24 protein-coding genes and 2 pseudogenes are annotated in these 26,460 nt (G+C 70.8%); 9 read left to right on the top strand and 17 right to left on the bottom strand.

What is annotated here, in order from left to right; genetic code table 11:
* The first annotated feature begins 6 nt into the window (after positions 1–6).
* The 3 genes from FNV62_RS13090 to FNV62_RS13100 all read left to right on the top strand — a co-directional run bounded on the left by FNV62_RS13090 (position 7) and on the right by FNV62_RS13100 (position 1,783).
* Positions 7–816, top strand: a complete 810-nt coding sequence (locus FNV62_RS13090; protein WP_143601097.1) for a LysR family substrate-binding domain-containing protein — start codon at positions 7–9, stop codon at positions 814–816.
* Between the two features lie 113 nt (positions 817–929).
* Positions 930–1,343 (top strand): MerR family transcriptional regulator, encoded by a 414-nt coding sequence (locus FNV62_RS13095; protein ID WP_144315240.1) that lies wholly within the window; start codon positions 930–932, stop codon positions 1,341–1,343.
* Positions 1,340–1,783: a carboxymuconolactone decarboxylase family protein gene (locus FNV62_RS13100; RefSeq protein ID WP_097283948.1), complete on the top strand. Its 444-nt coding sequence runs from the start codon at positions 1,340–1,342 to the stop codon at positions 1,781–1,783. The genes FNV62_RS13095 and FNV62_RS13100 overlap by 4 nt, the downstream gene beginning before the upstream one ends.
* On the opposite strand, the gene FNV62_RS13105 is transcribed toward FNV62_RS13100, so the two are convergent.
* Positions 1,770–4,244 carry an alpha-L-arabinofuranosidase C-terminal domain-containing protein gene (locus FNV62_RS13105; protein WP_144315241.1) on the bottom strand — a complete coding sequence of 825 codons (2,475 nt, stop codon included), beginning with the start codon at positions 4,242–4,244 and terminating at the stop codon, positions 1,770–1,772. The two genes, FNV62_RS13100 and FNV62_RS13105, sit on opposite strands and share 14 nt — an antisense overlap.
* A 154-nt stretch (positions 4,245–4,398) precedes the next feature.
* Here FNV62_RS13105 and FNV62_RS13110 point away from each other — a divergent pair, with 154 nt between their 5' ends.
* On the top strand, positions 4,399–4,854 hold the full coding sequence (locus FNV62_RS13110) for a DUF6314 family protein (RefSeq protein ID WP_144315242.1): 456 nt from the start codon (positions 4,399–4,401) through the stop codon (positions 4,852–4,854).
* Here the strand turns inward: FNV62_RS13110 and FNV62_RS13115 are convergent.
* Both FNV62_RS13115 and FNV62_RS13120 read right to left on the bottom strand, forming a co-directional pair.
* Positions 4,851–5,435, bottom strand: coding sequence for a histidine phosphatase family protein (locus FNV62_RS13115; protein ID WP_054230648.1), 585 nt, complete (start codon positions 5,433–5,435; stop codon positions 4,851–4,853). The genes FNV62_RS13110 and FNV62_RS13115 overlap by 4 nt on opposite strands.
* Positions 5,436–5,775: 340 nt before the next feature.
* The gene (locus tag FNV62_RS13120) at positions 5,776–7,308 is read right to left on the bottom strand and encodes a PLP-dependent aminotransferase family protein (protein WP_413083840.1); all 1,533 of its coding nucleotides are present in this window, start codon (positions 7,306–7,308) and stop codon (positions 5,776–5,778) included.
* Here FNV62_RS13120 and FNV62_RS13125 point away from each other — a divergent pair.
* Complete coding sequence (locus FNV62_RS13125) at positions 7,211–8,149, top strand: DMT family transporter (protein WP_143601100.1); 939 nt, start codon at positions 7,211–7,213, stop codon at positions 8,147–8,149. The genes FNV62_RS13120 and FNV62_RS13125 overlap by 98 nt on opposite strands.
* A gap of 44 nt (positions 8,150–8,193) precedes the next feature.
* Positions 8,194–8,385, top strand: a complete 192-nt coding sequence (locus FNV62_RS13130) for a DUF1918 domain-containing protein (RefSeq protein WP_054230651.1) — start codon at positions 8,194–8,196, stop codon at positions 8,383–8,385.
* Between the two features lie 43 nt (positions 8,386–8,428).
* On the opposite strand, the gene FNV62_RS13135 is transcribed toward FNV62_RS13130, so the two are convergent.
* On the bottom strand, positions 8,429–9,670 hold the full coding sequence (locus FNV62_RS13135; RefSeq protein ID WP_097288850.1) for a glycoside hydrolase family 10 protein: 1,242 nt from the start codon (positions 9,668–9,670) through the stop codon (positions 8,429–8,431).
* Positions 9,671–9,908: 238 nt separating this feature from the next.
* On the opposite strand from FNV62_RS13135, the gene FNV62_RS13140 reads away from it, so the two are divergent.
* A complete protein-coding gene (locus FNV62_RS13140; RefSeq protein WP_164331669.1) occupies positions 9,909–10,769 on the top strand; it encodes a 3-hydroxybutyryl-CoA dehydrogenase in 861 nt (286 codons plus the stop codon).
* Between the two features lie 225 nt (positions 10,770–10,994).
* The gene (locus FNV62_RS13145; RefSeq protein ID WP_054236124.1) at positions 10,995–11,252 is read left to right on the top strand and encodes a hypothetical protein; all 258 of its coding nucleotides are present in this window, start codon (positions 10,995–10,997) and stop codon (positions 11,250–11,252) included.
* Here the strand turns inward: FNV62_RS13145 and FNV62_RS13150 are convergent.
* From FNV62_RS13150 to infC, 13 genes and pseudogenes are all read right to left on the bottom strand, one after another.
* Positions 11,249–11,824, bottom strand: a complete 576-nt coding sequence (locus FNV62_RS13150; RefSeq protein WP_067365642.1) for an NUDIX hydrolase — start codon at positions 11,822–11,824, stop codon at positions 11,249–11,251. The genes FNV62_RS13145 and FNV62_RS13150 overlap by 4 nt on opposite strands.
* 107 nt (positions 11,825–11,931) lie before the next feature.
* A complete protein-coding gene (locus FNV62_RS13155) occupies positions 11,932–13,272 on the bottom strand; it encodes a hypothetical protein (protein WP_054236126.1) in 1,341 nt (446 codons plus the stop codon).
* A gap of 248 nt (positions 13,273–13,520) precedes the next feature.
* Positions 13,521–14,417 (bottom strand): annotated as a pseudogene (locus FNV62_RS13160) (PP2C family protein-serine/threonine phosphatase); the annotation flags it as partial.
* A gap of 72 nt (positions 14,418–14,489) precedes the next feature.
* On the bottom strand, positions 14,490–15,308 hold the full coding sequence (gene istB / locus FNV62_RS13165; RefSeq protein WP_144315245.1) for an IS21-like element helper ATPase IstB: 819 nt from the start codon (positions 15,306–15,308) through the stop codon (positions 14,490–14,492).
* Complete coding sequence (gene istA, locus FNV62_RS13170; RefSeq protein ID WP_143613979.1) at positions 15,308–16,588, bottom strand: IS21 family transposase; 1,281 nt, start codon at positions 16,586–16,588, stop codon at positions 15,308–15,310. The genes istB and istA overlap by 1 nt, the downstream gene beginning before the upstream one ends.
* 103 nt (positions 16,589–16,691) lie before the next feature.
* Positions 16,692–17,045, bottom strand: a pseudogene (locus FNV62_RS57995) (hypothetical protein); the annotation flags it as partial.
* Between the two features lie 257 nt (positions 17,046–17,302).
* Positions 17,303–19,807 carry a phenylalanine--tRNA ligase subunit beta gene (gene pheT / locus FNV62_RS13180; RefSeq protein WP_097283955.1) on the bottom strand — a complete coding sequence of 835 codons (2,505 nt, stop codon included), beginning with the start codon at positions 19,805–19,807 and terminating at the stop codon, positions 17,303–17,305.
* Positions 19,807–20,931 carry a phenylalanine--tRNA ligase subunit alpha gene (gene pheS / locus FNV62_RS13185; protein ID WP_054236128.1) on the bottom strand — a complete coding sequence of 375 codons (1,125 nt, stop codon included), beginning with the start codon at positions 20,929–20,931 and terminating at the stop codon, positions 19,807–19,809. The genes pheT and pheS overlap by 1 nt, the downstream gene beginning before the upstream one ends.
* A gap of 180 nt (positions 20,932–21,111) precedes the next feature.
* Positions 21,112–22,380: an ATP-binding protein gene (locus FNV62_RS13190; RefSeq protein WP_186003069.1), complete on the bottom strand. Its 1,269-nt coding sequence runs from the start codon at positions 22,378–22,380 to the stop codon at positions 21,112–21,114.
* 53 nt (positions 22,381–22,433) lie between these two features.
* The gene (locus FNV62_RS13195; RefSeq protein WP_143612889.1) at positions 22,434–23,291 is read right to left on the bottom strand and encodes a TrmH family RNA methyltransferase; all 858 of its coding nucleotides are present in this window, start codon (positions 23,289–23,291) and stop codon (positions 22,434–22,436) included.
* A gap of 844 nt (positions 23,292–24,135) precedes the next feature.
* The gene (gene rplT / locus FNV62_RS13200; protein WP_054236131.1) at positions 24,136–24,519 is read right to left on the bottom strand and encodes a 50S ribosomal protein L20; all 384 of its coding nucleotides are present in this window, start codon (positions 24,517–24,519) and stop codon (positions 24,136–24,138) included.
* A 96-nt stretch (positions 24,520–24,615) separates the two neighbouring features.
* Entirely contained in the window at positions 24,616–24,810 is a 195-nt protein-coding gene (gene rpmI, locus FNV62_RS13205; protein WP_003947156.1) for a 50S ribosomal protein L35, read from the bottom strand.
* A 155-nt stretch (positions 24,811–24,965) separates the two neighbouring features.
* Entirely contained in the window at positions 24,966–25,682 is a 717-nt protein-coding gene (infC, locus tag FNV62_RS13210; protein ID WP_217566505.1) for a translation initiation factor IF-3, read from the bottom strand.
* 382 nt (positions 25,683–26,064) lie between these two features.
* Here infC and FNV62_RS13220 point away from each other — a divergent pair, with 382 nt between their 5' ends.
* Positions 26,065–26,421, top strand: coding sequence for a DUF1844 domain-containing protein (locus FNV62_RS13220; protein ID WP_054236133.1), 357 nt, complete (start codon positions 26,065–26,067; stop codon positions 26,419–26,421).
* Positions 26,422–26,460: the final 39 nt, after the last annotated feature.

A 26,460-nucleotide genomic window follows, 5' to 3' on the forward strand; every position in this document is an offset into this window, starting at 1 on the left:
GGCGAGGTGACAGGCTCGGAAGTACCCCCTTCGTTCCGGCTCGCCTATGTCCCGGGAGTGACGCCCACGAAGTGGGTGCGGATCTGGAACGAGCGGCTGCCCGACATCCCCCTCACCCTCGTCGCGGTCTCCACCGACGAGGCGTTCGACGTGCTGCGGAGTCGCGGCGCCGACGCCGGATTCGTCCGGCTGCCGGTCGACCGGGAGGACCTCAGCGCGATCCCTCTCTACACCGAGACGACGGTGGTCGTGGTCCCCAAGGACCACATCGTGGCGGCGGTCGACGAGGTGACCTCCGAGGATCTCGCCGACGAGATCGTGCTGCACCCCCTCGACGACACGCTCGACTGGGAGCGTCCGCCGGGGCAGCCCGCGTTCGAGCGCCCCGCCACCACGGCGGACGCCGTCGAACTCGTGGCGGCGGGCATCGGGCTCCTCGTCGTCCCCCAGTCCCTCGCCCGCCTGCACCACCGCAAGGACCTCACCTACCGGCCGGTCACGGACGCCCCGGAGTCACGCGTCGCGCTGTCCTGGCCGCAGGACGCGACCACCGATCTGGTCGAGGACTTCATCGGGATCGTCCGCGGCCGGACCGTCAACAGCTCACGGGGACGCGCCCAGGCCCCGGCGGCGCCCGCTGCCCCGACGAAGGCCAAGCGTCCCGAGACGGGCGGCGGCGCACGGCGCAAGCCCGCCGCGGGCAAGTCGTCCGGCAAGTCGTCCGGCAAGTCGACGACCGGCCGGAACCCCCGCGGCGGCGGTTCCGGAGGCGCCAAGGGAGGCGCCAAGCGGGGCAAGCCCCGCGGTCGTTCCTGACCTGGGCCGAAACGCCGTCGGCCCCTCGTCAGGATGGCCCGGCTGATGAAGACCGGAATGGCCCGGCAGATGAAGCTTGACCTGGAGCACACTCCAGGTTCTACGGTTTCTCCATGGCCAGCGAACAGCCTCTCCCACAAGGGCCGACGCTCACGATCGCCCAGGTCGTCGAGCGCACCGGACTCTCGCACGACACGCTGCGGTACTACGAGAAGGCCGGCCTGATCCAACGGGTCGGCCGGACCACCGGGAACCAGCGGCGCTACGAGGCGGCCGACCTGGCCTGGCTGGAGTTCCTCATCCGGCTGCGCGAGACGGGCATGTCGATCGCGGACATGCAGCGGTTCGCCGCGTTGCGGGCGCGCGGCGACGCCACGGTTCCCGACCGGCTCGCGATGCTCCGGGAGCACCGCGCCGACCTCGCGGACCGCATCCGGGCGCTGCGCCGCAACGCGGCTTCCCTCGACGACAAGATCGACCACTACGAACGGCTGCTCGACCGGCCGGGATCGGACCAACTCCCATGACGCTCACGAACACCGCCACCACTCGCGAGGAGCGCTTCGAGCACGGCCTGGAGGTCCTCAAGCGCGTCGACGGCGAGGCCGGACAGCGCGTCGTCGACGCGCTCGGCGACATCAATCCGGAACTCGGCCACCAGATCGTCTCCTGGGCCTTCGGCGACATCTACGACCGGCCCGGACTCGCCCCGCGCGACCGCCAGTTGGTGACGCTGGGCATGCTCACCGCGCTCGGCGGCTGTGAGACCCAGTTGGAGGTGCACGTCAACGCGGCCCTGAACGTGGGTCTTTCGCCGGACGAGATCGTGGAGTCGCTGCTGCACTCGGCCGTCTACTGCGGCATACCGAAGGCGATGAACGCGAGCCTGGTCGCGAAGAAGGTCTTCGCCGAGCGTGGGCTGCTGCCCGCCGGGCAGCAGCCCACGCCTCCGACTACCGCTGCCTGATCCGCAGGAAGGTCACGGAGTTCGCCGGGAAGGTGTAGGTGAACTTGTCGGCGACGCCGTCGAAGGTGGACTTCACGGGGGCGACCGCGGTCACCGCCTCCGAGTTCACCGCCTCCGGCGCCGCCCGGAGGGTGGTGACGGCGGCCTTGCTGGCCGCCTTCGCCCCGCCCAGGTCGATCGCGGTACGGGCGTCCGCCGCCTGCGCGTTGACGACCTTGACGATCAGGTCGCCGGTCCTCGCGTCCCGCGTGACGACCTGACGGAACGGCTCCGCGGGCTTGTCGTCCTTGAAGCTCCCCCACTCCTGGCCGTCCAGGTAGAGGGTCACCTGCCGGCCGCGGACCTTGATGTCGACGTCGTACGCCTTGCCCGTCTCGATCGTGCCGGGCTTGGAGATCAGCGTCGACTTGCCGCCGTCGACGGCCTGTTCGACCGCGGTCGTGGTGTTGTTCCAGCCGCCGAGGTTCCACCAGTAGTAGTTGCCGGTGTCCTTGACGCCGAAGGCGACGAGGAAGCCCTCCTTGCCGGACTTCTTGGTGGCCTTCACGTGCAGGTCGTAGTCGTGCCAGGCCGGGTCGCCCGCCGACACCATGGTGTTCTCGGCGCCCACGTCGGTCTGCACGTACTGGCCGTCCTGAAGGCTCCAGCTCCCGCCGCCGGTGTGGGTCCACCGGGAGGCGTCACCGCTGAAGTCGTCGCTGAGCAGCGTGGTGCCGTCGGCACCGGTCACCAACACATCGTCGTACGCCGCCGTGGTCGCCCAGGTCGACAGGCCGACGGCGCCGGAGATGGGCGCGCTCAGCGAGGGCGTGGTGGTGGCCGTCGACGGCACCACCCGGTCGCCGACGTTGTTCATGAACAGCTTCTGCACCTCGTAGTCGGCCGAACCCCACGAGGCGTGGTTGTTGAACCAGATCATGTCGGGCCGCCACTGCACGTAGTCCTCGTTGGCGAGCAGCGGCGCGTACGAGGCGAGCTTGACGACGTCCGCGTTGCGCTCCAGACCGGTCATGTACGCGGCCTCGGCGAGGGCGTTCTTGAAGGTGTTGCCACCGGAGGCGTACTCGCCGAGGAAGACCTTGGGACCGTTCCTGTCGTAGGAGTCGTAGCGGTCGTTGTTCTGCAGGAACCACTGGGTGCTGTTGTAGTAGTGCTCGTCGACCATGTCGACGTTCGCTTCCTTGTTGAGCTTCCAGGCGGTGTCGAAGGTGGCGCCGGAGTCGTCGGGTCCGGCGTTCGAGATCACCTTGATGTTCGGGTACTTGGCCTGGACGGCGGCGCGGAACTGCTTGAAGCGGGCGAAGAACTCGTCGGGGAGGTTCTCCTCGTTGCCGACTTCGAGGTGGGTGAGGTGGAAGGGCTTGGGGTGGCCCATCGCCGCCCGCTTCCTGCCCCATTCGCTGGTCACCGGCCCGTTGGCGAACTCGATGAGATCGAGGGTGTCCTGGATGTGGCGCTTGAGGAGCGCGTCGTCGTCGGTGGCCTGGTTCTGGCCACAGCCGGTGACGAGCGCGGGCACCACGGGCAGCGGCATGGCGCCGATGTCCTCGGCGAACTGGAAGTACTCGTAGTAGCCGAGTCCGTAACTCTGGTTGTAGCCCCAGAAGTTGGAGTTGGTGGCGCGCTGCTCGACCGGGCCGATGGTGTCCTTCCACTGGTACGAGCGCCGGCGCTGATAGCCCGAGGCCTCGTCGTAGCCCTGCATGCTGCCGGTGTTGACCAGGCAGCCGCCGGGGAAGCGCACGAAGCCGGGGTGCAGGGCGGCGATCTTCTCGGCGAGGTCCTTGCGCAGGCCGTGGCCCTTGTACGTGTCCCGCGGGATGAGCGAGATCATGTCGAGCGCGACGGGGGCGTCGGCGGCGACGGTGAGGCGCCCGGTGGTGCTGTCGCGGGTCGCGGTGAACCTGGCCCGGTACTTGGCCCAGCCGCCGCGCGCGGTGACCTGCCGGGCCTCGGCGAGCGCGCCGTCGGCGTCGTGCAGGGTCACGGTGAGCGGCGTCCTCGCGTCCGCGCGGGCCCAGACCGAGAAGTCGTACGTCTTGCCGCTCTCGACCCTGATCCCGGTGTTGTAACCGGAGTTGGTGACGGACGAGCCGGCGCCCAGCGCGAGGTAGGTGCGGTTGCGGGCGTTGAGGCGCCCGTCGTCGTCCACGGTCGTCGCGGTGCCCGTGGTGGCCCAGGAGGTGAGCGGCGTATAGGACCTGTTGTCGGCGGTGCCGTACTCGAACGACCGGTTCTGTACGAGTTCCGCGTACAGTCCGCCGTCCGCGGCGCGATTGATGTCCTCGAAGAAGACGCCGTACATGGTGTCGTCGATCTTCGCGCCCGAGCCCTTCGGGTCGACGGTGATCGCGTAGTCGGTGACGTCGGCGGCGTGGGCGGGCCCGGGAACGACGGCTGAGGCCACCAGGAGTGCGGTGGCCGTGAGTCCGAGTCTCCAACGGGTGCGGGTGCGTGACATGGATACTCCGCGGCTCTGTCGTGTTGAGTTGTTCGAGGTCTTGAGTTGTTCGGAATTTCGGACAACGATCAATACTTCGAACGGCAAGATAGGGAGGGGGTCAGAGCGCGTCAATGGGTCGCGCAGCATCGCATGGGACGGAGAGCGGGACGGTATGGGCGAGTTCTGGCCAGTGACGGACGTGCTCGCCCACCTGAGCGGGAGCTGGCGGGTGGAGCGCTCGGTGCGGGATCTCGTGAGCGGTGCGGAGGGGCGGTTCACGGGGACGACGGTTTTCGGCCCGCTGGGGGAACCGGGAGCGCCGCACGGACTTCTGCACCAGGAATCCGGCACGTTCGTGTGGCAGGGCACGCCCCGGCCCGCCGAACGGACGCTGCGGTTCCTGCCGGGGCCGAGCCCGGCGACGGCCCTCGTCCGGTTCTCCGACGGCCGCCCCTTCCACGACCTGGACCTGAGCACCGGCCGGTACGTCGCCGACCACCCGTGCGCGGCGGACCTCTACCGGGGCGAGTTCACGGTGCGGGACGAGAACCACTGGCGCACGGTGTGGCGGGTGGGCGGCCCCGCCAAGGACCTGGTCCTCACGACCGACTACACACGGCTGCCCTAGGCGTGCTGCGGCACGCCTTCCAGGCGCAGGTTCCAGCGGCCGTTGACGCCGGTGAGGGTGATCGTCGACAGGGGGCGGACGTCGATGTTCCAGTACGCCGAGGGCTGGGCCTTGAGCGCGTAGACGAGCGCGGCCCGCACCACCGAGGGTTCGGCCACCGCGACGATCCGGCTGCCGTCGTCCGCCGGGCGGGTGTCGAGCCAGCCGCCGACGCGGGAGATGAACGAGGTCAGGGACTCGCCGCCGTGCGGGGCGGAGCGCGGATCGGCGAGCCAGGCGTCGACCGCCGACGGCTCGCGGGCCATCGCCTCACCCAGCGTGAAGCCGCGCCAGCGGCCCATGTCGCAGTCGCGCAGCGCGGGTTGCGCCAGCGGCGCGTACCCGAGGGCGTCGCCGGTGGCGCGGCTGCGCGGGGTCGGTGAGCAGTAGCGCAGCTCGGCCGCCGCCAGTGGTACCAGTTCCGGGGCGGCGCGCTGCACCTCGTCCCAGCCGGCCTGGTCCAGCGGCCGGTCGTCCTCGAAGCGTTCGGCCAGCAGCGAGGAGCTGCGAGCGGCGGCGACGAAAGTGACCCGAAGATGCATGCGGAGATCGTGGAGTGCGGGACTCCGCAGGTCAATAGGCGTTACGCAAGGTATACGCAGCCTTGGCGGAGTGTGCTTGCCGAAGCGGACCTGTCGGAGGGGGCGGGGCCGGGCCCCCGGGGGATCCCCCTGGGGGCCACTGGGGGCCAGCCGGCGGAGGTGCCGAGGTCGGTGTCGGGGATCCGGCGGCGGGGACGAACACGGCCTCGCTGCGCAGGCGGGCGTCGCCGGCACGTGGACGCGACGGGCGCCGCTGGTGCGGTCGTACTTGACGACGCCGTAGCCGCCGTGACCGAACCAGCGGATCTTCGCCGCGCCCCGCGGGCCGCGTCGGCGCCACTCACCGCAGTACCCCGTCGCACGCCGCCCTCAGCCGTCGTACCCCCTCCGTGATCTCCCCCGTCCCCCCGACCGCCGCGAAACTCAACCGGAGGTGCCCGGCAGGGGGCTCCGCGCTGAAGTAGGGGCGGCCGGGGGCGACGGCCACGCCCTCGCGGAGAGCGGCGAAGACCAGGGCGGACTCGTCGGTGCCGTCGGGCAGGCGGAGCCACAGGTGGTAGCCGCCGGAGGGGATGTGGGGCAGGGCGAGTTCGGGGAGCGCCAGCCGGAGCGCGGCCGTCATCGTGTCGCGGCGGTTCCTCAACTCGGCGGACACGGCCCGCAGATGACGGGGCCACGCGGGCGAGCCGACCAGTCCGAGCGCGGCCTCCTGAAGGGGACGCGGCACGAAGAAGGTGTCCACGACCTGGATGGCACGCAGTCGTTCGAGGACCGGACCGCGCGCGGCCAGCGCACTGACCCGGAAGCTCGGCGAGGTCGCCTTGGTCAGGGAGGAGACGTGCACGACGACCCCGTCGGGATCCTCGGCGGCCAGCGGACGCGGCAGGGGCCCCGCGTCCTCGTGCACCAGACGTCGTACGAAGTCGTCCTCGATGACGAAGGCGCCCGCCTCGCGCGCGATCCGCACCACCTCCGCGCGCCGCTCGGGGGCGAGCACGGCGCCGGTCGGGTTCTGGAACAGCGGCTGGCAGACGAACACCCGGGCGCCGGTCGCCCTGAAGGCGTCGGCGAGCAGGTCCGGTTTCACCCCGTCCGCGTCGACCGGTACGGGGACCGGCCTGAGGCCCGCCGCGCGGGCGATCGCCAGCATGCCCGGGTACGTGGGCGACTCGACCAGGACCGGGGCCCCCGGCGGGGCGAGTGCCCTGAGCGCGGTGGTCAGCGCGGACTGGCCGCCCGCCGTGACGAGCACCTCCGCGGCGGTGATCGCACCACCGATCCCCCGCGCGAACCACTCGCGCAGCTCCGTCAGCCCCTCCATCGGCGGCCGCGACCAGGCGCCGGGACGCCGGCCCGCCCGCGACAGGGCCGCCCCCATGGCCCGCTCGGGCTGGAGCGAGGGGTGCAGATAGCCGCCGTTGAACTCGACGACGCCGGGCGGCGGGGCGGCGAGCGAGGCGAGGACCCCGGAGGCGTCCACCGTGCGCGGGACGAGTTCCGTCGCGGCGTCCGCGCTCAGCGTGACCTCCTGCCAGGAGGTGTCCCCGGCGGGCGCGACGGACGTACGCGGGTGCGCGCGGAACGCGCCGGCGCCCGGCCGGGTCACCACCAGCCCCTCGGCGGCGAGCTGAGCCAGTGCCCGCGACACCGTCACCGGGCTCACCCGGAACCGCTCGACGAGGGCCCGGCTCGATGGCAGCTTTCCACCAGGCGAGTAGCGGTCCAGCTCTTGCCGCAGCTGCTTCGCCAGGTCTCCGACACTGCTACGCTCTTGCATGAGAGCACAGAGTAGCGCTATTGACCAGATCGAGATAGCGGTCAGCACGCCCAGGACGCCCGAGCAGGGGCCCCCGGCGGACCGCCGTTCCGGCACCCTCCAGGCCGCGCTCGGCGTCACCGCCTTCTCCCTCACCTTCCCCGCCACCGCCTGGGGCCTGGAAGGCTTCGGCCCCTGGTCGCTGGTGGCCGTGCGCAGCGTTCTCGCCGCCGTCATCGCGGGCGGCTGTCTGCTGGCGCTGCGCGTGCCCGTACCGGCCCGCCGGCACTGGGCGGGGCTCGCCGTGGTGGCCGCCGGTGTCGTGCTCGGCTTCCCCCTGCTGACGACGCTCGCGCTGCAGACGTCCACCACCGCCCACGCGGCCGTGGTCGTCGGGCTGCTGCCGCTGACGACCGCGCTGCTGTCGGCACTGCGGACCGGCGCGCGCCCCTCACGGATGTTCTGGGGCGCCGCCCTCGCGGGCGCGGCCGCGGTGATCGCGTTCACCGTGCAGCAGAGCGGTGGGGCGCTGAGCAGCGCGGACGCCTATCTCTTCGGGGCGCTGCTGATCTGCGCGGCCGGCTACACCGAGGGCGGCCGGCTCGCCCGGACCATGCCGGGGTGGCAGGTCATCGGCTGGGCGCTGGTCCTGTGTCTGCCGCTGTCGGTGCCGGGCGCGCTGGTGGCGCTGTCGTACGAGCCGGTCCACCTGTCGGCGCACAGCGTGGCGGGGCTGCTGTGGGTGGCCGCCGGATCGCAGTTCCTGGGTCTGGTCGTCTGGTACCGCGGGATGGCGGCGATCGGAATTCCCAAGGCCAGCCAGTTGCAGCTGGCGCAGCCGCTGCTCACACTGGTGTGGTCGGTACTGCTCCTCGGCGAGCAGCTCACACCGGCCGCGCCGCTGACGGCCGCGGCCGTGCTGATCTGCATCGCGCTCACCCAGCGAGCGCGGGGCTGAGCCCCAGGACCGTTACTCCCGCAGATGACGAGGAGACCCTTCAGATGCATGCAGACGTGGGCGACAAGCTCGTGCAGCACGGCAGGGTTGTCGGGCAGCACGACAAGGTCGCGGAGATCACCGAAGTAATAGGAACGGAGGGCACGCCCCCGTACCGCGTGCGCTTCACGGACGGGCACGAGGCGATCTGCTCACCGGGCCCCGACTCGGAAATCCGTCACAAGGACCCGCTGTAGACATTCGGGCACGAGGACCAGCTGTAGACATTCGGGCAGAGATTCAGCGCGCGGGTCGCGCCGGCCGCTGGTAGTGGTCGGACACGACCCGCGCCATCGCTCCGACGCGGTCGCCGTCGACCTCCTTGGCGGAGAAGAAGACGTGTCCGCGTACTTGAGTGTGTTCGCGCGCGAAGGTGAGGTGCCGGGAGAGTTCGGCCGGGTCCTGCCAGGCCGCGGGCTGCGCGGGGTCACCGGCCTTGTAGAGCGCTTCGCCGATGTACAGCTTCACGCCCGTGCCCTGTGAGACCGCCGCCCACCAGGGCACGAGCCGCGCGTAGTCGGCGGCGGCGAAGCCGAGGTTCCAGTAGACCTGCGGGACGATGTAGTCGATCCACCGCTCGCGGACCCATTTCCTGGTGTCGGCGTGCAGATCGTCGTACGTCTGCACGGCGGCCCGGGTGTCCGAGCCCCGCGGGTCGGTCGCGTGGTTGCGCCACACCCCGAACGGGCTGATCCCGAAACGGGTACCGGGCCGGATCAGCGGGATGCGGGTGGCCGTCTCCCGCACCAGTCTGTCGACGTTGTCGCGCCGCCAGGCGGCCCGGTCCGCGAAGCCCGCGCCGTGCGTCCGGTACGCGGCGTCGTCGTCGAAGACCTGGCCCTCGGCCGGGTACGGGTAGAAATAGTCGTCCCAGTGCACGGCGTCGATCGCGTACGACCGCACCGCGTCGAGCATCGCGTCCTGGACGAAGGAGCGGACCTCGGGCAACCCGGGGTTGTAATAGAGCCTGCCGCCATAGGGGACGACCCAGTGCGGGTGCTTGCGGGCCGGGTGGGTCGCCACGAGTCTGCCGGGGTCGGAGTGGTTCGCGACGCGGTACGGGTTGAACCAGGCGTGCAGTTCGAGGCCGCGCGCGTGGGCCTCCCGCACCGCCGTGCCGAGCGGGTCCCAGCCGGGGTCCCTGCCCTGGACGCCGGTGAGGTACTGCGACCACGGCTCGTACGACGAGGGCCAGAACGCGTCGGCCGTGGGGCGGACCTGGAAGAACACGGCGTTCAGGCGGCGGTCGACCGCCCTGTCGAGGTGGGCGAGGAGTTCGGCGCGCTGACGGGCGACGGACAGGCCGGCTCGCGAGGGCCAGTCGCGGTTGAGGACGGTCGACAGCCACATGCCCCGCAGCTCGGAGGCCGTCCGTGGCCGACCGGGCCCCCGGGTTCCCCCGGAACGGGGTACGGCAGCCGAGTCCTCCGCCGAGCCGAGACCCGGCTCCCCCTCCGTGACGAGACCCGTCAGCGTCGCCATCGCCGCCACGGTGAACGTCCGCCGTGACCCCCGCCCCGTTCCCGCCGTCCGCCCCATCGCACCCCGCTCCTCCACGCTCCGGATCCGTCCGGTCACGGATCGTCTCCTCGGCCAGCATGCCCCACCCGGGCGATCGATCATCGATACTTCGGAGTAACGTGCACGGGACGTGCACGATCGGAGCAGGCACCGAACAACGGGGGCCCTGCGACAGCCGTAGATCAGCGAAGGGGACGATGTGACCGACATCGAACGCGTCGGAGTGGTGGGCTGCGGCCAGATGGGAGCGGGCATCGCCGAGGTCTGCGCCCGCGCGGGTCTCGACGTCAAGGTCGCCGAGACCACCGGTGAGGCCCTGGAGATCGGCCGTACCCGGCTGTTCAACTCCCTCGCCAAGGCCGCCGAGCGCGGAAAGATCTCCGCGGACGAGCTCACCGCCACCCAGGAGCGGCTCAGCTTCACCACCGACCTCGGCGAGTTCGCCGACCGCGATCTGGTGATCGAGGCGGTCGTCGAGAACGAGCAGGTGAAGACCGAGATCTTCCAGGTGCTCGACCAGGTGGTGACCCGGCAGGACGCGATCCTCGCCTCCAACACCTCCTCCATCCCGCTGGTGCGCCTCGCGGTCGCCACCTCGCGCCCCGACCAGGTCGTCGGCATCCACTTCTTCAACCCGGCTCCGGTGCAGCAGCTCGTCGAGCTGATCCCGGCGCTGACCACCTCCGAGGGCACCCTCGGCCGGGCTCAGCTGTTCGCCGAGAAGGCCCTCGGCAAGCACGCGATCCGCGCCCAGGACCGCTCCGGGTTCGTCGTCAACGCGCTGCTGATCCCGTATCTGCTCTCCGCGATCCGGATGTTCGAGTCGGGCATCGCCAGCCGCGAGGACATCGACAACGGCATGGAGCTGGGCTGCGCCCACCCGATGGGCCCGCTCAAGCTCTCCGACCTGATCGGCCTGGACACGGTGGCCTCGGTCGCCTATTCGATGTACGAGGAGTACAAGGAGCCGCTGTACGCCGCTCCCCCGCTGCTCCAGCGCATGGTGGACGCGGGCCGGCTCGGTCGGAAGTCCGGCTCGGGCTTCTACACCTACGCCTGAACACGTAGGATCGCCCCCTTTCGCACCGTCACCTGATTACGTACGGTGAAACTCAGGCGTACGCGGGCCCGGCACCCCTTTCGGTGCCGGGCCCGCGCCATTCACACGCCGTGTGCGCGCCGGGCTCGCATATGCCCCTCGCACACGCTCCCCACGTGTCCACCAGGCGAGTTGACTTTCCGTGCGCATCCAAGGGATGTGACGACTACGGAAAGGAGCGGACCCGTGACCGCCGACCCGGAGCATCCCGTGGTCCATGGAGAACTCGCAGAGTTACGCCGTCGCCTCGACGTGGCATACGCACGCGTCGAGGGAGGGCATGCCCTGCTCAGTCACCGCGCCGAACAGACCGCCAAGGAGCTCGACGACCTGAGCGCACGGGTCGTCGCCCTGGAACACACCCGCTGGCCACTGCCCGCGATCGCGGCCCTCACGGCCGTGGGCGCACTCGCCGTGGCGGTCTGGCAGGCTCTCGGGCGCTAACGCTCAGGACGCCGTGGGGGGATGGATCGGGGCAACGCGTCCTGCCCGAGCCTGAGGTGATGCAGGAGGAGTAGCGCGGCAGCCATATTGGCGGCCGGGACCTCGCCGCGGGCGACCATGTCGGGGACGAGCTTGAGGGGAACCCATTCCCGACGGTCGGACTCGAAGTCGTCCACGGGGTGTCCGATGTACGCGCCTTCGTCGGCCCAGAAGATGTGGTGCCGGGCGTCGGTGAGCCCGTTGGAGGGCTCGACGCTCATCAGATGGCGCAGGGGTCCCGGTCGCCAGCCGGTCTCCTCCTCGAGTTCGCGGGCCGCCGCGACGGCGATGTCCTCGCCGTCCTCGACGACGCCCGCCGCGAGTTCCCAGCCCCAGCTGTCGGTGATGAAGCGGTGCCGCCACAGGAGCAGCACCTCATTGGCCTCGTTCACCACCGTGGCCACGGCCACGGGACGCAGCCGTATCAAAAAGTGATCGAGGTGCCGACCGTCCGGCAGCTCGACATCTGCGAGATTGACGCTGAACCAGCGGTTTGCGTACACAGTTTGTTCGTTCTGTTTCGTCCACTGCACGGTTCTGCCACCTTCCGCCGAGTAGATGGCAATATCGCAGCAGGAGCGTGCTGACAGCAGGCGCACAGCAGCGCACAGTGCACGGTGCGGCGGCGGGACTCGGTGGTCTACAGCGGTACGCGCAGTGCTCCGTCGATGAGTTCGGCGGCCTCGGCCGTGCCCGCACAGCCGCTGCGCACCAGGTGTTCGCGTACCGCGCGCAGTCTGTCGCGCAGCCGCTGGGACTCCATTCCCCGGGCCTGCTCGGCCATTTGGACGGCGGTGGCCACCGCCTTGTCGGCGTTCCCCTGCCGCAGCTCGATCTGACTGAGCATCGCGAGACGGTGCACGCGCCCCCGGTCGTGCGCCGGAGTGTCGACGGCGGCCTCGGCGTGCGCCGCGGCGGCCACCAGGTCACCGAGGCTCAGCAGTGCCTCCGCCACCTGTACGTTGACCAGACCGGGCTGGACATAGCCGGTCTCGTCCGGTTCGTAACCGCGCCGGATGCGCTCGGCGGCCTGTTCGGCACGCCGGATGCAGGACAGCGCGCTGCTGCCGTCGCCGAGGTGTGCGTACGCCTTCGCCTGCATGGCGTAGAGGTCCGAGGCCAGCGCCGGGGTGATGTGCCGTCCGGCGGCGCGCAGCGCGGCCTCCGCGAAGGCGACGGCCTGCCGGTGCTCGCGCATGAACAGCGACTGGTTGACCAGCAGCGCTATGACGTACGCCCCAAGACCCCGGTCACCGCTGGCCTTCGCCAGCCGCAGCGCCTGGTGGAAGTAGCGCTGGGCGAGCCCGTGCGCGTCGGAGTCGTAGGCGCAGATCCCCGCGATGGCGACCAGGCCGCCCGTCGCACGGTGGAGCTGGCGGCCGGTGGCGTCGGGATAACTGCCGCGCAGCAGGGGCGCGGTCTCGGCGTTGAGGAAACCGACGATCCGGCTGCGGGTCGCCACCCCGCCCGCCTTGCGGTACATCTGCTCGTAGTGGGCGCGGGCCGCGCGCAGCATCTCGATGTCGGCCATGCTCACGTGGTGGCGGCCGCCGCGCGAGACGTCCACGTCCTCGGGCGGGTTCTCCCACTCCCACACCGGCATCACGGCGGGGGTTCCGGTGACGGCCGGGGCGCCGAGCAGGTGCGGGCGCTGCTGTTCGTCGGAGCGCCACAGGGCGGTGGCGCGCTCCACGAAACCGGAGAGCGAGGTGCCGTGCGGGGCGGACGGCTCGCCGGGCACGCCGAGGCCGATGTCGTCCAGGGTGACGGGCCGGTGCAGGCGCCCCGCGAGCACTTCGCAGATCAGGTCGGGCACCTGGCCGCGCGGACGCTGGCCCTTCAACCACCGTGCCACGGCCGTGTGTTCGTATCTGAGCGCGAGGCCGCGTGCCCTCCCCGCCTGGTTGACATGCGCGGCGAGTCCGGAGTGCGAGATGCCGGCCTCGTCGAGTATCGCGTCGAGCAGAGTGTTGGGCTGCATTCGGGCCCCCGGGTGGCTCGGTGGCGACAGTGCGGTCAGAGTAATCCGTCCCCTGTCCTTGTGGGTCCCCCTTCACACGGGGTGTGAACCGAATGCCCGTATCCGTACCGTGTGCACGCTGTCGCGCAGAGTTCCTTGCCGCTTGACTGAAATGCCTCGCAAGAGGCCGGCCGGGCCGCCGGCTCCCCCTCGTACAGTGCGGCGGCTCGGCTCCGCCGGTTGAGCGGGGTCACTGCTGGAGCCGGCATTCACCCCAGGTGCCGGGCAACGGTGCAGCCCTGCTGTGTCGGGACTCGGCTGCGGTCGTTGCGGAGGATCAGTACGGCCACGTCGTCCGCCGGTCTGCCACCGGTGTGGCGCAACAGGCGGGTGAAGACCGCCCGGAGAACGGTCTGCGGGGAGACGGGCTGGGTACGGACGGCCTCGGCGAGCGTGGCGGGCAGGGGGAAGAAGCGGCCCTGGGGGTCGCGGGCGTCCTCCACTCCGTCGGTGTGCAGGAACAGGGACTCGCCGGGGAGGAGTCGGCCGCACCGGGTGGCCGCCAGTTCGGCGGGGAGCGGGAACGGGCCGAGCGGGGGCAGCGGTTCGGCTCCCGTGAGTGCTTCCACCCGACCGGTGCCGAGTCGGTACGGCGACGGGTGACCGCAGTTGAGGGCGTACACCTCGCCGTCACGGCGGATCTCCAGGAGCAGTACGGTGACGAACTCCTCGGCGACCGGGCTGTCGGGGTCCGGGCCCGCCGAGGGGTGTTCGGCGCGCGCCCGCTCGCGCAGGTGCCGGGCCAGGGCGCGTTCCAGCCGCCGGAGCACACAGGCGAGTTCGGGTTCGTCGTGCACGGCCTCGCGGAAGCTGCCGAGGACGGCGGCGGCGGTTCCGATGGCGCCGAGGCCGTGTCCACGCACGTCGCCCATGACGACCCGTACACCGTGCTCGGTGGCGATCACCTCGTACAGGTCACCGCCGATGTTCGCGCCGTGGTCGGCGGAGAGCTGGGCCGCGGCGATGTTGAGGCCGTCGATGCGTGGCGGCAGCGGTCGCAGCAGCACGCTCTGGGCGGCGCCCGCGACCTTGCGGATCTGCCTCAGCTCCCGCAGCAGCGCCCGTCTGACGTGGAGGATCAGCCCGGTGCCGACGGCGAAGAAGATGTCGGCGGCGGTTGAATCCTGACCCGGTTTGGGCGGTCGAGTTCTGACCCACCGGGTCTGGGTTGCCGGTGTTCAGTCGGTGTCGTGTGTGGCGGTGGGGACGCGTCCGAGTTGGCGTCCGCGCATGCGGTAGGAGTCGCCTTTGAGGGAGTGGACCTCGGCGTGGTGGACGAGGCGGTCGATCACGGCGGCGGCCACGGTCTCGTCGCCGAAGACCTCGCCCCAGCGTCCGAAGGGTTTGTTGCTCGTGACGATCACGCTTGCTCTCTCGTATCTGTTGGAGACCAGCTGGAAGAACAGGTTCGCGGCCTCGGATTCGAAGGGGATGTAGCCGACCTCGTCGACCACGATCAGCGGATAGCGGGACAGTTTGGTGAGCTCGGCCTGGAGGCGTCCGGTGTGGTGGGCGGCGGCCAGGCGGTCGACCCACTCGGCGGCGGTGGCGAACGCGACCCGGTGGCCGGCCTGGCAGGCGCGGACCGCGAGCCCGATCGCCAGGTGTGTCTTTCCGGTCCCCGGCGGCCCCAGGAAGACGGCGTTCTCCTTGGCGGCGATGAAGTCCAACGTGCCCAGATGCGCGAGTTGTTGGCGCGTTATGCCGCGCAGATGGGTGACGTCGAGTTCCTCGACCGTCTTGATCGCCGGGAAGCGGGCGGAGCGGATGCGGGCCTCGCCGCCGTGGGACTCACGGGCGGAGACCTCCCGCTGGAGGCAGGCGACGAGGAACTCGGTGTGAGTCCAGGTCTCCTTCAAGGCGCGTTCGGCCAGCCGCTCAGCGGCGTCCAGCAGGGCCGGGGCTTTCATCGCCCGGGCCAGGAAGGACAGGTCAGCGGTGGTCTGGCGGCCGGTTCTGGGCCCCGCCGGGGCGGCGGTCTTGGCGGTGGCAGGCATCAGGAGACCTCCGGCTCGTCCTGTCCGCCGCCGCCCTCGATGAGGGTGAACATGCGGTCATAAGCGTCGAGTTGGCGTTGTTCGACCTCGACGAGATCGGCCGCGGTGGCGGTGTTCTGCTGGCGGGCGGCCAGAGCCCGGGAGGCTTGGTGGTGGCGGTAGTCGCCGCGCAGGAGGGCGGCGGCGCGGGCATGGACCGGGTCGGTGATGGTCTGCTGCTTGGCCCAGCACCGCGGATGGCGGGCGACTTCCGCCCCGCCGGGCGTCAGGGTCACGACGACCTCGTCGGTGTCGGTGCGGACCTGGACTTTCTTGCCGATGGCCAGGGGGTGCACGGAGTAGTCGCAGGTGTCGACGCGGACGTAGTGGTCGCGGCCGATGCGGGTGGCAAAGCGCCACCAGCGCGGCGGATCGACCGGCGGCAAAGTGAGCATCTGGGCCCGGTCAGCCTCCCACCGGTCGACCGGCCGGGCGCCCAGGATGCGGTGCTGGCGCCGGTTGGCGATGGCCAGCCAGGCGGTCAGCTGGGTGTTGAAGTCCTCGGATCCGGTGAAGGTGCGGCCCGGCAGGAAGCTGGTCTCCAGGTAACCGTTGGCCCTCTCAACCAGCCCCTTCGCCTCCGGATCACGGGGTCTGCAGAGGTAGATCCGGGTGGCAAGCAGGCCCGCGAACGCAGCGAAGTCGCCGGTCACCTTGCCGCGGCCGATACCGGCCTCGTTGTCCCAGACGAGCATCCGCGGAACCGCATTCCAGCCGGTCAGCAGCTTCCAGTGCCCGTCGATCAGGTCGCCGGTGGTGCGGGTGGGCAGCATCCGCGCGGCAATGATCCGCGAGTAGCCCGAGACCATCACGAGCACCGGCGGACGGCCGGACTGCCCGTAACCGAGCGGGATATCGGCCGGCGGGAACCACAGGTCACACTGCGCCAGCTCGCCGGGCTGATACGTGGTGCGCGAGACCGGATCGACGGGCAGATAGGCGGGCCGCAGCTCACGCACGCGTTCCTTGAGGACGGTCATCCCGCGTTCCCAGCCGATCCGCTCGGCGATCACCGTCGCCGGCATCGTCGGGGTCTGCTTCAGCAGTTCCCGGATCTGCGGCTCGACCGCGTCGACCGCCGAGCCCTTGGCCGGCCGGGAGTAGACCGGCGGACGGTCCGTGGCCAGCGCCCGCTTCACGGTGTTCTTCGAGATGCCCAGCTGCCGGGCGATCGCCCGGATCGGCATCTGCTCGGCCCGGTGCAGCCTGCGGATCTCTGCCCAGTCCTCCACGGAAATCACCCTCTTCTCCTGACCTTCGATCAAGATCAGGTTGGTCAGAAGACCACGAAGTGGGTCAGTTTTGATCCGCCGTCAGAGGGTCACGATTCACCCGTCGCCGACAGAAGACGGCGCTGGTGACGATCCGCGCCTCGAGGCCGTCCCGCTGGGCGAGCGGGCAGGTCATTTTGTACGTGATGGCGATCGCGCCCCAGGCGGTGGGCGGCCCCAGGCTCAGTACCCGCCGCAGGGTCCGCCGTTCGGCCCGGCGCACCGTCCGGTCGAGGCCGTCCGGCGGACCGCCACCGTGGACCGTCCGGGCCGGTCGCACGCGCGGTCCGCCCCGGCTCACCGCCCGGACGAGCCCGGCCCGCAGACCACTCCCCCGGTGCCGCGCCCGGAGGCCCGCCCGGGCCGGCCCCCGCGAATTCGTCCGGGACGTCGCCCTGCGGGGAGCCCCAGCCTTGATACGGATCATGCCGATTGGCCCCCCAATAGGCCCTGACAGCGCAGACGACCTTCAAGAGGCCGGTCCGATTCTGTCGACCGCATGCCCCGATCGGGCCAGATCGCCCCGACTTGCCACCCGAATGAGTGACACAACCTCGGACGTCTGCATTTATGCAGGTCGGCCAGGGGAAAGCGCCCCGAAAAGGGCGCGGGGAACTGCGCGCCCAGCCACGCATCACACGCAGCCGAAAGACGACCCGCAGTTCCCCGGTACGACCAGCGGAGCTAGCCCCGAAGCACCGCCCCGGTCCGCTCACCCGCGAGCGCCACCGCGACGTCACGCGCCGCGGAGGCCTCGTCGACGGTCAGCGTGCGGTCGTCGGCGCGGAACCGCAGCGCGTAGGCCAGGGACTTCTTGCCCTCGCCGAGCTGCTCACCGTTCTCGTAGACGTCGAACAGGCGGATGGACTCCAGGAGTTCACCCGCGCCCTCGCGCAGCGCCGCCTCCACGTCCACGTGCGGGACGGTCTTGTCGACGACCAGAGCCACGTCCTGGGTGGCGACGGGGAAGGTCGAGATCTTCGGGCCCTTGGGGAGGCCCGCGCTCGCCTGCTCCAGCGCGTCCAGGTCGAGCTCCATCGCGCAGGTGCGCGCGGGCAGACCCAGGGTCTTCAGGACACCGGGGTGCAGCTCACCGGCGTGCCCGATGACCTTCTCCTGGCCGTCGACGACGACGGCCAGTTCGGCGCAGCGACCCGGGTGCCACGGCCCGTACTGCCCGGCACGGACGAGGAGTTCGGTCCCCGCCTCGCGGGCCAGCGAGCGCGCGGCCTCGATCGCGTCGGCCCAGTCGGCCGGGCGGCCCTTGCCCCACCAGCCGGCCTGCTCGCGGGCGCCCGCGAGGACGACGGCGGCGTGCCGGGGCTGGACGGGGAGCGCGGCCGTGAGGGACGCGATCTCCTCGTCGGTGGGACGGCGGTCGACGGGCAGGCGGCCCGCGACGCGCAGTTCGTCCTGCGGCTGGAAGACGAGACCGGTCTCGAAGAGCGCCAGGTCGTGGCTGCCGCGGCCGTCGTTGCGGCGCAGGGCGTGCAGCAGGCCCGGCAGCAGCGTCGTACGGAGAGCGGGCTCCTCGTCGGAGAGCGGATTGACCAGCTTGACGACCTTGCGCTTCGGGTCGTCGGCGGCCAGGCCGAGCTGGTCGAAGACGTGCTCGCCGATGAACGGGTAGTTCAGCGCCTCGACGTATCCGGCGCCGGCCAGCACGCGGCCGATCCGGCGGTGCAGCCGCTGCCGGCCGGTCAGGCCCAGGCCCGCGGGGGGCTTCGGCAGGGTCGAGGGCAGGTTCTCGTAGCCCTCGAGCCGGATGACCTCTTCGGCCAGGTCGTTCGGGTCCGTCAGGTCGGGCCGCCAGGACGGCACGGTGACGATCAGCTCGTCCTGTCCGTAAACGTCGCAGCCGACCTGCTGGAGGCGGCGGACGACGGTCTCACGGCCGTAGTCGACACCGGCCACCTTGTCCGGGTGGTTCGCCGGGATGGTGATGCTGTGCGGCGCGGAGGGCGCGATGACCTCGGTGACCCCGGCGTCGGCGGTGCCGCCGGCGAGGAGGACGAGGAGGTCGACCGTGCGCTGGGCGGCGGCGGAGGCGGCCTGCGGGTCGACGCCGCGCTCGAAGCGCTTGGACGCCTCGGAGGCCAGCTTGTGACGGCGGGCCGTGCGCGCGATCGAGAGCGCGTCGAAGTGCGCGGCCTCGATGACGACCTCGGTGGTGGTGCCCTCGGTGTCGTCGATCTCCGTGTTCGCGCCGCCCATGACGCCCGCGAGGCCGATGGGGCCGCGGTCGTCGGTGATGACCAGGTCCTCGGCGTCCAGCGTGCGCGTGACGCCGTCGAGGGTGGTGAGCTTCTCGCCCTGCTCGGCCCGGCGCACACCGATCGCGCCCTGGACGCGGGTGCGGTCGTAGGCGTGCAGGGGCTGGCCGAGCTCCAGCATCACGTAGTTGGTGATGTCGACGGCGAGCGAGATCGGGCGCATGCCCGCCTTCTGGAGGCGGCGGCGCAGCCAGATCGGCGAGAGGGTCTCGGGGTCGAGGCCCGTCACCGTCCGCGCGGTGAAGCGGTCGCAGCCCATCGGGTCGGAGACCCGCACCGGGTAGCCGAACGCGTTCGGGGCCGGTACGTCGAGCAGCGCGGGGTCGAGCAGCGGCAGGCCGTAGGCGATGGCGGCCTCGCGGGCCACACCGCGCATCGACAGGGCGTAGCCGCGGTCGGGCGTGACGGCGATGTCGAGGACCTCGTCGACGAGCTGGAGCAGCTCGATCGCGTCGGTGGCGACCTCGACCTCCGGCGGCAGGACGATGATGCCGCCGCTGCCGTCGTCGCCCATGCCCAGCTCGTCACCGGAGCAGATCATGCCGTGCGAGGTCTTGCCGTACGTCTGGCGTGCGGCGATCGCGAAGTTGCCGGGCAGCACGGCGCCGGGCAGGACCACGACGACCTTGTCGCCGACGGCGAAGTTGCGGGCGCCGCAGACGATCTCCTGGAGCTCACCCGTGCCGTTGGCGGTGCCGACGTCCACGAGGCAGAAGCGGATGGGCTTCTTGAAGCCCTCCAGCTCCTCGATGGACCGCACCTGGCCGACGACCAGGGGACCCTTGAGGTCGGCGCCGAGCTGCTCGACGGTCTCGACCTCGAGGCCTGCCGAAATGAGCTTGGCCTGGACGTCGCGGCCGGTCTCCGTCGCCGGCAGGTCGACGTACTCCCGCAGCCAAGAAAGCGGGACCCGCATCAGATCTCCATCCCGAACGGCCGGGTGAACCGGACGTCACCCTCGACCATGTCTCGCATGTCTTCGACGTTGTGGCGGAACATCAGCATCCGCTCGATGCCGAACCCGAAGGCGAATCCGCTGTACTTCTCCGGGTCGACGCCACAGGCGACCAGCACCCGCGGGTTGACCATGCCGCAGCCGCCCAGCTCGATCCAGCCCTCGGAGGAGCAGGTCCGGCAGGGGCGGTCGGGGTTGCCGACGGACTCGCCCTTGCAGACGTAGCAGAGCATGTCCATCTCGGCGGACGGCTCGGTGAAGGGGAAGTAGTTCGGGCGCAGCCGGGTCTTCATGTCGGCGCCGAAGAGCGACTGGACCATGTGGTCGAGGGTGCCCTTGAGGTCGGCCATGGTCAGGCCTTCGTCGACGGCGAGGAGCTCGATCTGGTGGAAGACCGGGGTGTGCGTGGCGTCCAGCTCGTCCGTACGGAACACCCGGCCGGGGCAGACGACGTAGACAGGCGGCTCGCGGTCCAGCATGGCGCGGGCCTGCACGGGCGAGGTGTGGGTGCGCAGCACGACACCGGACTCGCCGTGGTCGCCTGTCGGGCCCTCGACGAAGAAGGTGTCCTGCATCTGCCGGGCCGGGTGGTCGGGCGTGAAGTTCAGGGCGTCGAAGTTGAACCACTCCGCCTCGACCTCGGGGCCCTCGGCGATCTCGTATCCCATGGACACGAAGACGTCGGCGACGCGCTCCATCATGGTGGTCAGCGGGTGGCGGGCGCCCGCCGGTACGCGGTCGTACGGCAGCGTGACGTCCACCGCCTCCTCGACCAGCACCCGGGCGTCGCGCTCGGCCTCCAGTTCACCCTGGCGGGCGCCGAGGGCCTTGTTCACCGCGCCCCGGGCCTGGCCGACCAGCTTGCCCGCGGCGGCCTTGGCGTGCGGGGGCAGGGCGCCGATCTCGCGGTTGGCGAGGGCCAGCGGCGAGGTGCCGCCGGTGTGGGCGACCTTGGCCTCCTGGAGCGCGTCGAGGTCGCCGGCGGCGGCGAAGGCGGCAAGCGCCTCGTCCCGCATGCGCTCGATCTCTTCCGGTTTCAAGGCCTCGACCTCTACAGGGTCGTACGACTTATTCGGTGCCGACATCTCTTCCCGTGCTTCCGGTTGGCTGGCGGATGGTCCCCGTCCCGACTCGGGGGACGCATCGTCCCTGAAACGGGGACGCAAAGGTGCCAAAGGCCGAGTCTAACGGGGTGGGAGCCGACCTCGGACGCGCAGTCCGAGGGGTGGCTCCGGTACGACCGCGCCCGTGGGGCCTCTTCGGCGTTACAGCAGGTACGCCGGGGTGCCCACGGGCAACGTAAATCGGAACTCGGCACCCCCGCCGGGGGCGCGGCCGACCGTGATGGTGCCGCCGTGGGCCTCGACGATGCCCTTGACGATGTACAGCCCGAGGCCCGTGCCGCCGCGCTTGCTGCCCCGCCAGAAGCGGGTGAAGACGCGGTTCATGGACTCCTCCGGGATGCCGGTGCCCTCGTCGCTCACGGTGACCGACGTGGCCGCGTTCTCGCCGTCCTCGCGCTCACGCGGGGACACCGAGGGCGTGACGTCAATAGTGACGGTTCCCTCGCCGTGCCGCACCGCGTTTTCGAGCAGGTTGCTCAGCACCTGGTCGATCTTGTCCGGGTCGGCCCACAGCGGCGGCAGGGGCTGTTCGATGCGCAGCAGGAAGCGGTCGGCGGGCTGGCCCGAGGTGACGTACGCCTGGATGTGGCGGCCGACGGCGGCACCGATGTCGACGGGCTGGCGGCGCACTTCCAGCCGGCCGGAGTCGATGCGGGAGATGTCGAGCAGTTCGGCGATGAGCCGGGTGACGCGGTTGGCGTCGGCGTCGACGGTCTCCAGCATGAGTTTCTTCTGGTCGTCGGTGAAGCGTTCCCACTTGGCGAGCAGGGTGGCGGTGAAGCCCTTGACCGAGGTGAGCGGGGAGCGCAGCTCGTGGGCGACCGTGGCGATCAGCTCGGCGTGACTGCGCTCGGTGCGGCGGCGGGCCTCGGTGTCGCGCAGCGAGACGACGACGCGGCGGACGGGCCCGGTGGGCGCGGTGCGTACGTAGCGCGCGGAGACGAGCACCTCGCGTCCTCCGGGGAGCAGCAGATTCCGCTCGGGCTGTCCGACGCGGATCGCGAGGCCGCCGTAGGGGTCGGTCAGCTGCCACCAGCGACGGCCTTCGAGGTCTTCCAGGGGAAGGGCCGACTCCAGGTGGCGTCCGAGGGCCGCGGCGGCGGGGACGGCGGTGATGCGGGCGGCGGCGGCGTTGAAGCGGATGACCCGGCCGTTCTCGTCGGCGATGACGAGTCCGTCGGGCAGGTCGTCGGGGTCGATACCGAGTTCGTTCCCCGGATCCGACCGGGGACCGGCACCGTGATCGGCGTCATGATCGGTGTCGTGACCGGTGTCGTGACCGGTGTCGTGACTGGTGTCGTGATCGGCATCGAGCCGATCGTCGTGCTGACCGGCGCGCGGGGGCGCGGGTGTGTCACGCACGTCCCGTGCGCGCGGTGCGCTCTTCGCACCGCTCGTGCCGACACCCATCCCCGTACCCCACCTCTCGTCTGGCGCAGTGGGCCCCCGAGCCCGTCACCCTACTAGCTGTCGGTGACGGAGCGGCACCCTCCGGAGGCGCGCTGTGCACGGGCGGACGCGTAGAGACATACGGCGGCGGCCGTCGCGAGGTTCAGGCTCTCGGCCTTTCCGTGGATCGGTACGCGCACGACGGCGTCCGCCAGCGCGCGCGTCTCCTCCGGGAGCCCCCATGCCTCGTTGCCGAACACCCAGGCGGTGGGGCCGCCCATGGTCCCCTTGTCGAGCTCGTCGTCGAGGTCGTCCTCGCCCGCGCCGTCGGCGGCGAGGATCCGTACGCCGGCGTCCTTGAGGCCCTGCACGGCTGCCTCCACGGGCACACCGACGGCCACCGGCAGGTGAAAGAGGGAACCGACCGAGGCCCGTACGGCCTTGGGGTTGTACAGATCGACGGACGCGTCGGTGAGTACGACGGCCTCGGCGCCGGCGGCGTCGGCGCACCGCAGCACCGTGCCGGCGTTCCCGGGGTCGCGGACGTGTGCGAGTACGGCGACGAGCTTGGGGCGGGCCGCGAGGATCTCCTCGAACGGGGTGTCGAGGAACCGGCAGATACCGACGAGCCCCTGGGGAGTGACAGTGGTCGAGATGTCGGCGATCACCTCCTCGTCGGCGAGGTGCACCCGGGCTCCGGCGGCCCGGGCGTCACTGACGATGTCGGCGTAGCGCTCCGCGGCCTCGACGGTCGCGAACAGTTCGACGAGCGTGGCCGCCTCGTCGACGCGGTGCGCCGCCGCCTCGCGCACGGCCTGCGGTCCCTCGGCGAGGAACAACCGCTCCTTGCCGCGGAAGTTCCGCCGGGCGAGCCGCCGCGCGGCGGCTACGCGCGGCGAGCGCGGGGAGATCAGCTCGGGGGCGGCGGGCATGAAGTCACCTCAGGGGGTTGCGGAGGGTTCGGCTTGGGATGGGGCGGGGCCGGGTCCCCTCGGAGAAGACGAAGAGGCTGGACACCCCCGCCGGAGGCCGGAGGCCATGTCCGCCGAGACGGAACCCCGCCGCCGGACCTGGGGCCGACGGGTTGGGTGTCCCACCGGAGACCGGGCATCGGCGCGAGACGGAACCCCACCACCAGACCCAGAACCAACCGGCTGGGCATCCCAACCGAAGGCCAGGCGACCAACCGGCTGGACGACCCCGCCGAAGGCCAAGCGTCCGCCGGGACGGAACCCCACCAGCAGACCCGGGCCAACCGGCCGGGCGACCCCGCCGGAGGCCAGGCATCGGCCAGGACAGAGTCCCGCCGCCGGCTCCGGGACCAACCGGCTGGGTGTCCCCGCCGGAGGCCGCGTCCGCCGAGACGAAACCCCGCCGCCGGACCCGGAACCGACGACCGGCTGGGCGACCCCCGCCGGAGCCAGGCGCCAGGCCAGGACGGAATCCCGCCGCCGGACCCGGGCCCGACCGGCTGGGTGTCGTCGGCTGGAGGGCTTCGGTGTTGCGGGTGGGCTTCGTGTGCCCGGTGGGGGGCATCGGACACGGCACGTCATGCGTGGCGTTCGGTGCCGATCCGGGCAGGGAATGCCGCGCCGCAGGCGCTTCTCCCGCCGTCGCGGCGCTCAGCCGCGACGGCGGAATCCGGCGGTGCCGAACCGACATCGCCGACGCGCAGCGTGCCTCGACGACAGGCCGGCGGAGCCCAAACGCGCCGGGACCCGCAAGCCGTGAGGCAAGCGGGTCCACAGCGACGTACGGCTCAGGCGAGCGCGAGCGTCACGCGGCCTTCGGCGCGTTGACGTCCGACGGCAGCGCCTTCTGCGCGACCTCGACGAGCGCGGCGAAGGCGCCGGCGTCGTTCACGGCCAGCTCGGCCAGGATCTTGCGGTCGACCTCGATGTTCGCGGCCTTCAGACCCTGAATGAAGCGGTTGTACGTGATGCCGTTGGCGCGGGCAGCGGCGTTGATGCGCTGGATCCACAGCTGACGGAAGTCGCCCTTGCGCTTCTTGCGGTCGTTGTAGTTGTAGACCAGCGAGTGGGTGACCTGCTCCTTGGCCTTGCGGTACAGGCGCGAACGCTGACCGCGGTAGCCGGAGGCCGCCTCGAGGATCGCCCGGCGCTTCTTGTGGGCGTTGACTGCCCGCTTGACGCGTGCCACTTTTTAACTCCTTGTAGCGGGGCCGTGGTTGTCGTCACACGGCCCGAAATCGATTGGGTCCCGGTCGGAGGTCGGACGCGCGGTGCGCGCCCGACGTCACTTGCCGAGAAGCTTCTTGATCTTCTTGGCGTCGCCCGGGGCCATCTCGGCGTTGCCGGTGAGGCGGCGCGTCAGACGCGACGACTTGTGCTCGAGCAGGTGGCGCTTGCCGGCGCGCTCACGGAGCACCTTGCCGGAGCCGGTGATCTTGAAGCGCTTGCTGGCACCGCTGTGCGACTTGTTCTTCGGCATAGCGCCGTTCTCTCCTCGTCAGTGGCGTTCCGATGCCCGGTCGTTAAACCGGGCACGGTGGAACGTCATGTATGTATCGATTGACATCCCCGGACTCACGTCCCGTGGACTCCGTGGACTGTCGTCCCGGACTCCCCGGAGCCTTCACCCTGGGATCAGGCCTCGGCGGAAGCCTCGGCCGGGGCCTCGGCGGTCTCGGCCTCGGAGGTCTCGCCCTCGGCGATCTCACCCTCGGCGATCTCACCGTCGGCGGCGTTCTGCGAGCGACCGGGGTTGGCCTTCGCTTCTGCCTTGCGAGCCGCCTGGGCCTCACGGGCCTCGGCCATCGCCTCGGTCTTCTTCTTGTGCGGACCGAGAACCATGATCATGTTTCGGCCGTCCTGCTTCGGGTTCGACTCGACGAACCCGAGGTCCTCGACGTCCGAAGCCAGACGCTGCAGCAGTCGGTAGCCGAGCTCCGGCCGGGACTGCTCGCGACCGCGGAACATGATCGTGATCTTGACCTTGTCGCCCTGCTTGAGGAACCGGACGACGTGACCCTTTTTGGTGTCATAGTCGTGCGGGTCGATCTTCGGCCGGAGCTTCATTTCCTTGATGACCGTGTGCGCCTGGTTCTTGCGCGCCTCACGGGCCTTCATGGCCGACTCGTACTTGAACTTCCCGTAGTCCATGAGCTTGCAGACCGGCGGACGCGCGCTCGCCGCCACCTCGACCAGGTCGAGGTCGTACTCCTGCGCAAGCTCCAGGGCCTTGGCAAGCGGAACAATCCCGACCTGCTCGCCGCTGGGACCGACAAGTCGCACCTCGGGAACGCGAATCCGGTCGTTAATGCGGGGCTCGGTGCTGATGGATCCTCCTCGGTAGCACCACACGGCGGTCTGGCGGACAGCCGCGTATGTCTCTGATGACATTGGACCAACCACCGCGGGGCATGAAAAATGCCCCGGACGGTACACAGGCGGGGCTCCAAGGAATACCGGAGCACCGCCGCGGTGAACCGCGGGGCGCACATTCGGGCGACTCCACCGTCCGTACGGAACGGTGGTGGCCGCCTGACCGGGTGACCCGCCATCCCTGAGGACGGTCGGGTGGGAGATCGGAGCCTCCACTTGTGGGCCGAGCACGCTGACATACGTCTGGGCGCATCCGGCCGGTCGTTACACAAGGTTAGCAGCTCCCCCGGGCCCGCGCTAACCGAGCGCCTCCACGCTCCCGCGGACGGGTGCCCACGTGCCGGGGCCTATCGTGTGGGACATGAGTGACACCCCTCCCCAGAACCCCGACTTCGACAGCATGACCCGCGACATCGCCGAGGTCCCCGCGGTCGAGGTCCTCGTCACGGTCGCCGTCAACCTGATGAGCGCCGCCGCCGTGAAGCTCGGTCTGACCGAGGAGGGCGACAAGTACAAGGACCTCGACGAGGCGCGCAAGCTGATCCACGCGCTGGCCGGACTGCTGGACGCGAGCGCGACCGAGATCAGCTCCTTCCACGCGTCCCCGCTGCGCGACGGCCTGAAGTCGCTGCAGCTGGCGTTCCGCGAGGCGTCGATCGTCCCGGACGAGCCGGGCCAGGGCCCGGGCGAGAAGTACACGGGCCCGATCTACGGCTAGGACCTGATCCGCCGGAGAGGCCTTGGTTCCTCTCCCGCT

The sequence above is a fragment of the Streptomyces sp. RLB3-17 genome (assembly GCF_007113425.2).
Classification (GTDB): domain Bacteria; phylum Actinomycetota; class Actinomycetes; order Streptomycetales; family Streptomycetaceae; genus Streptomyces; species Streptomyces mirabilis_D.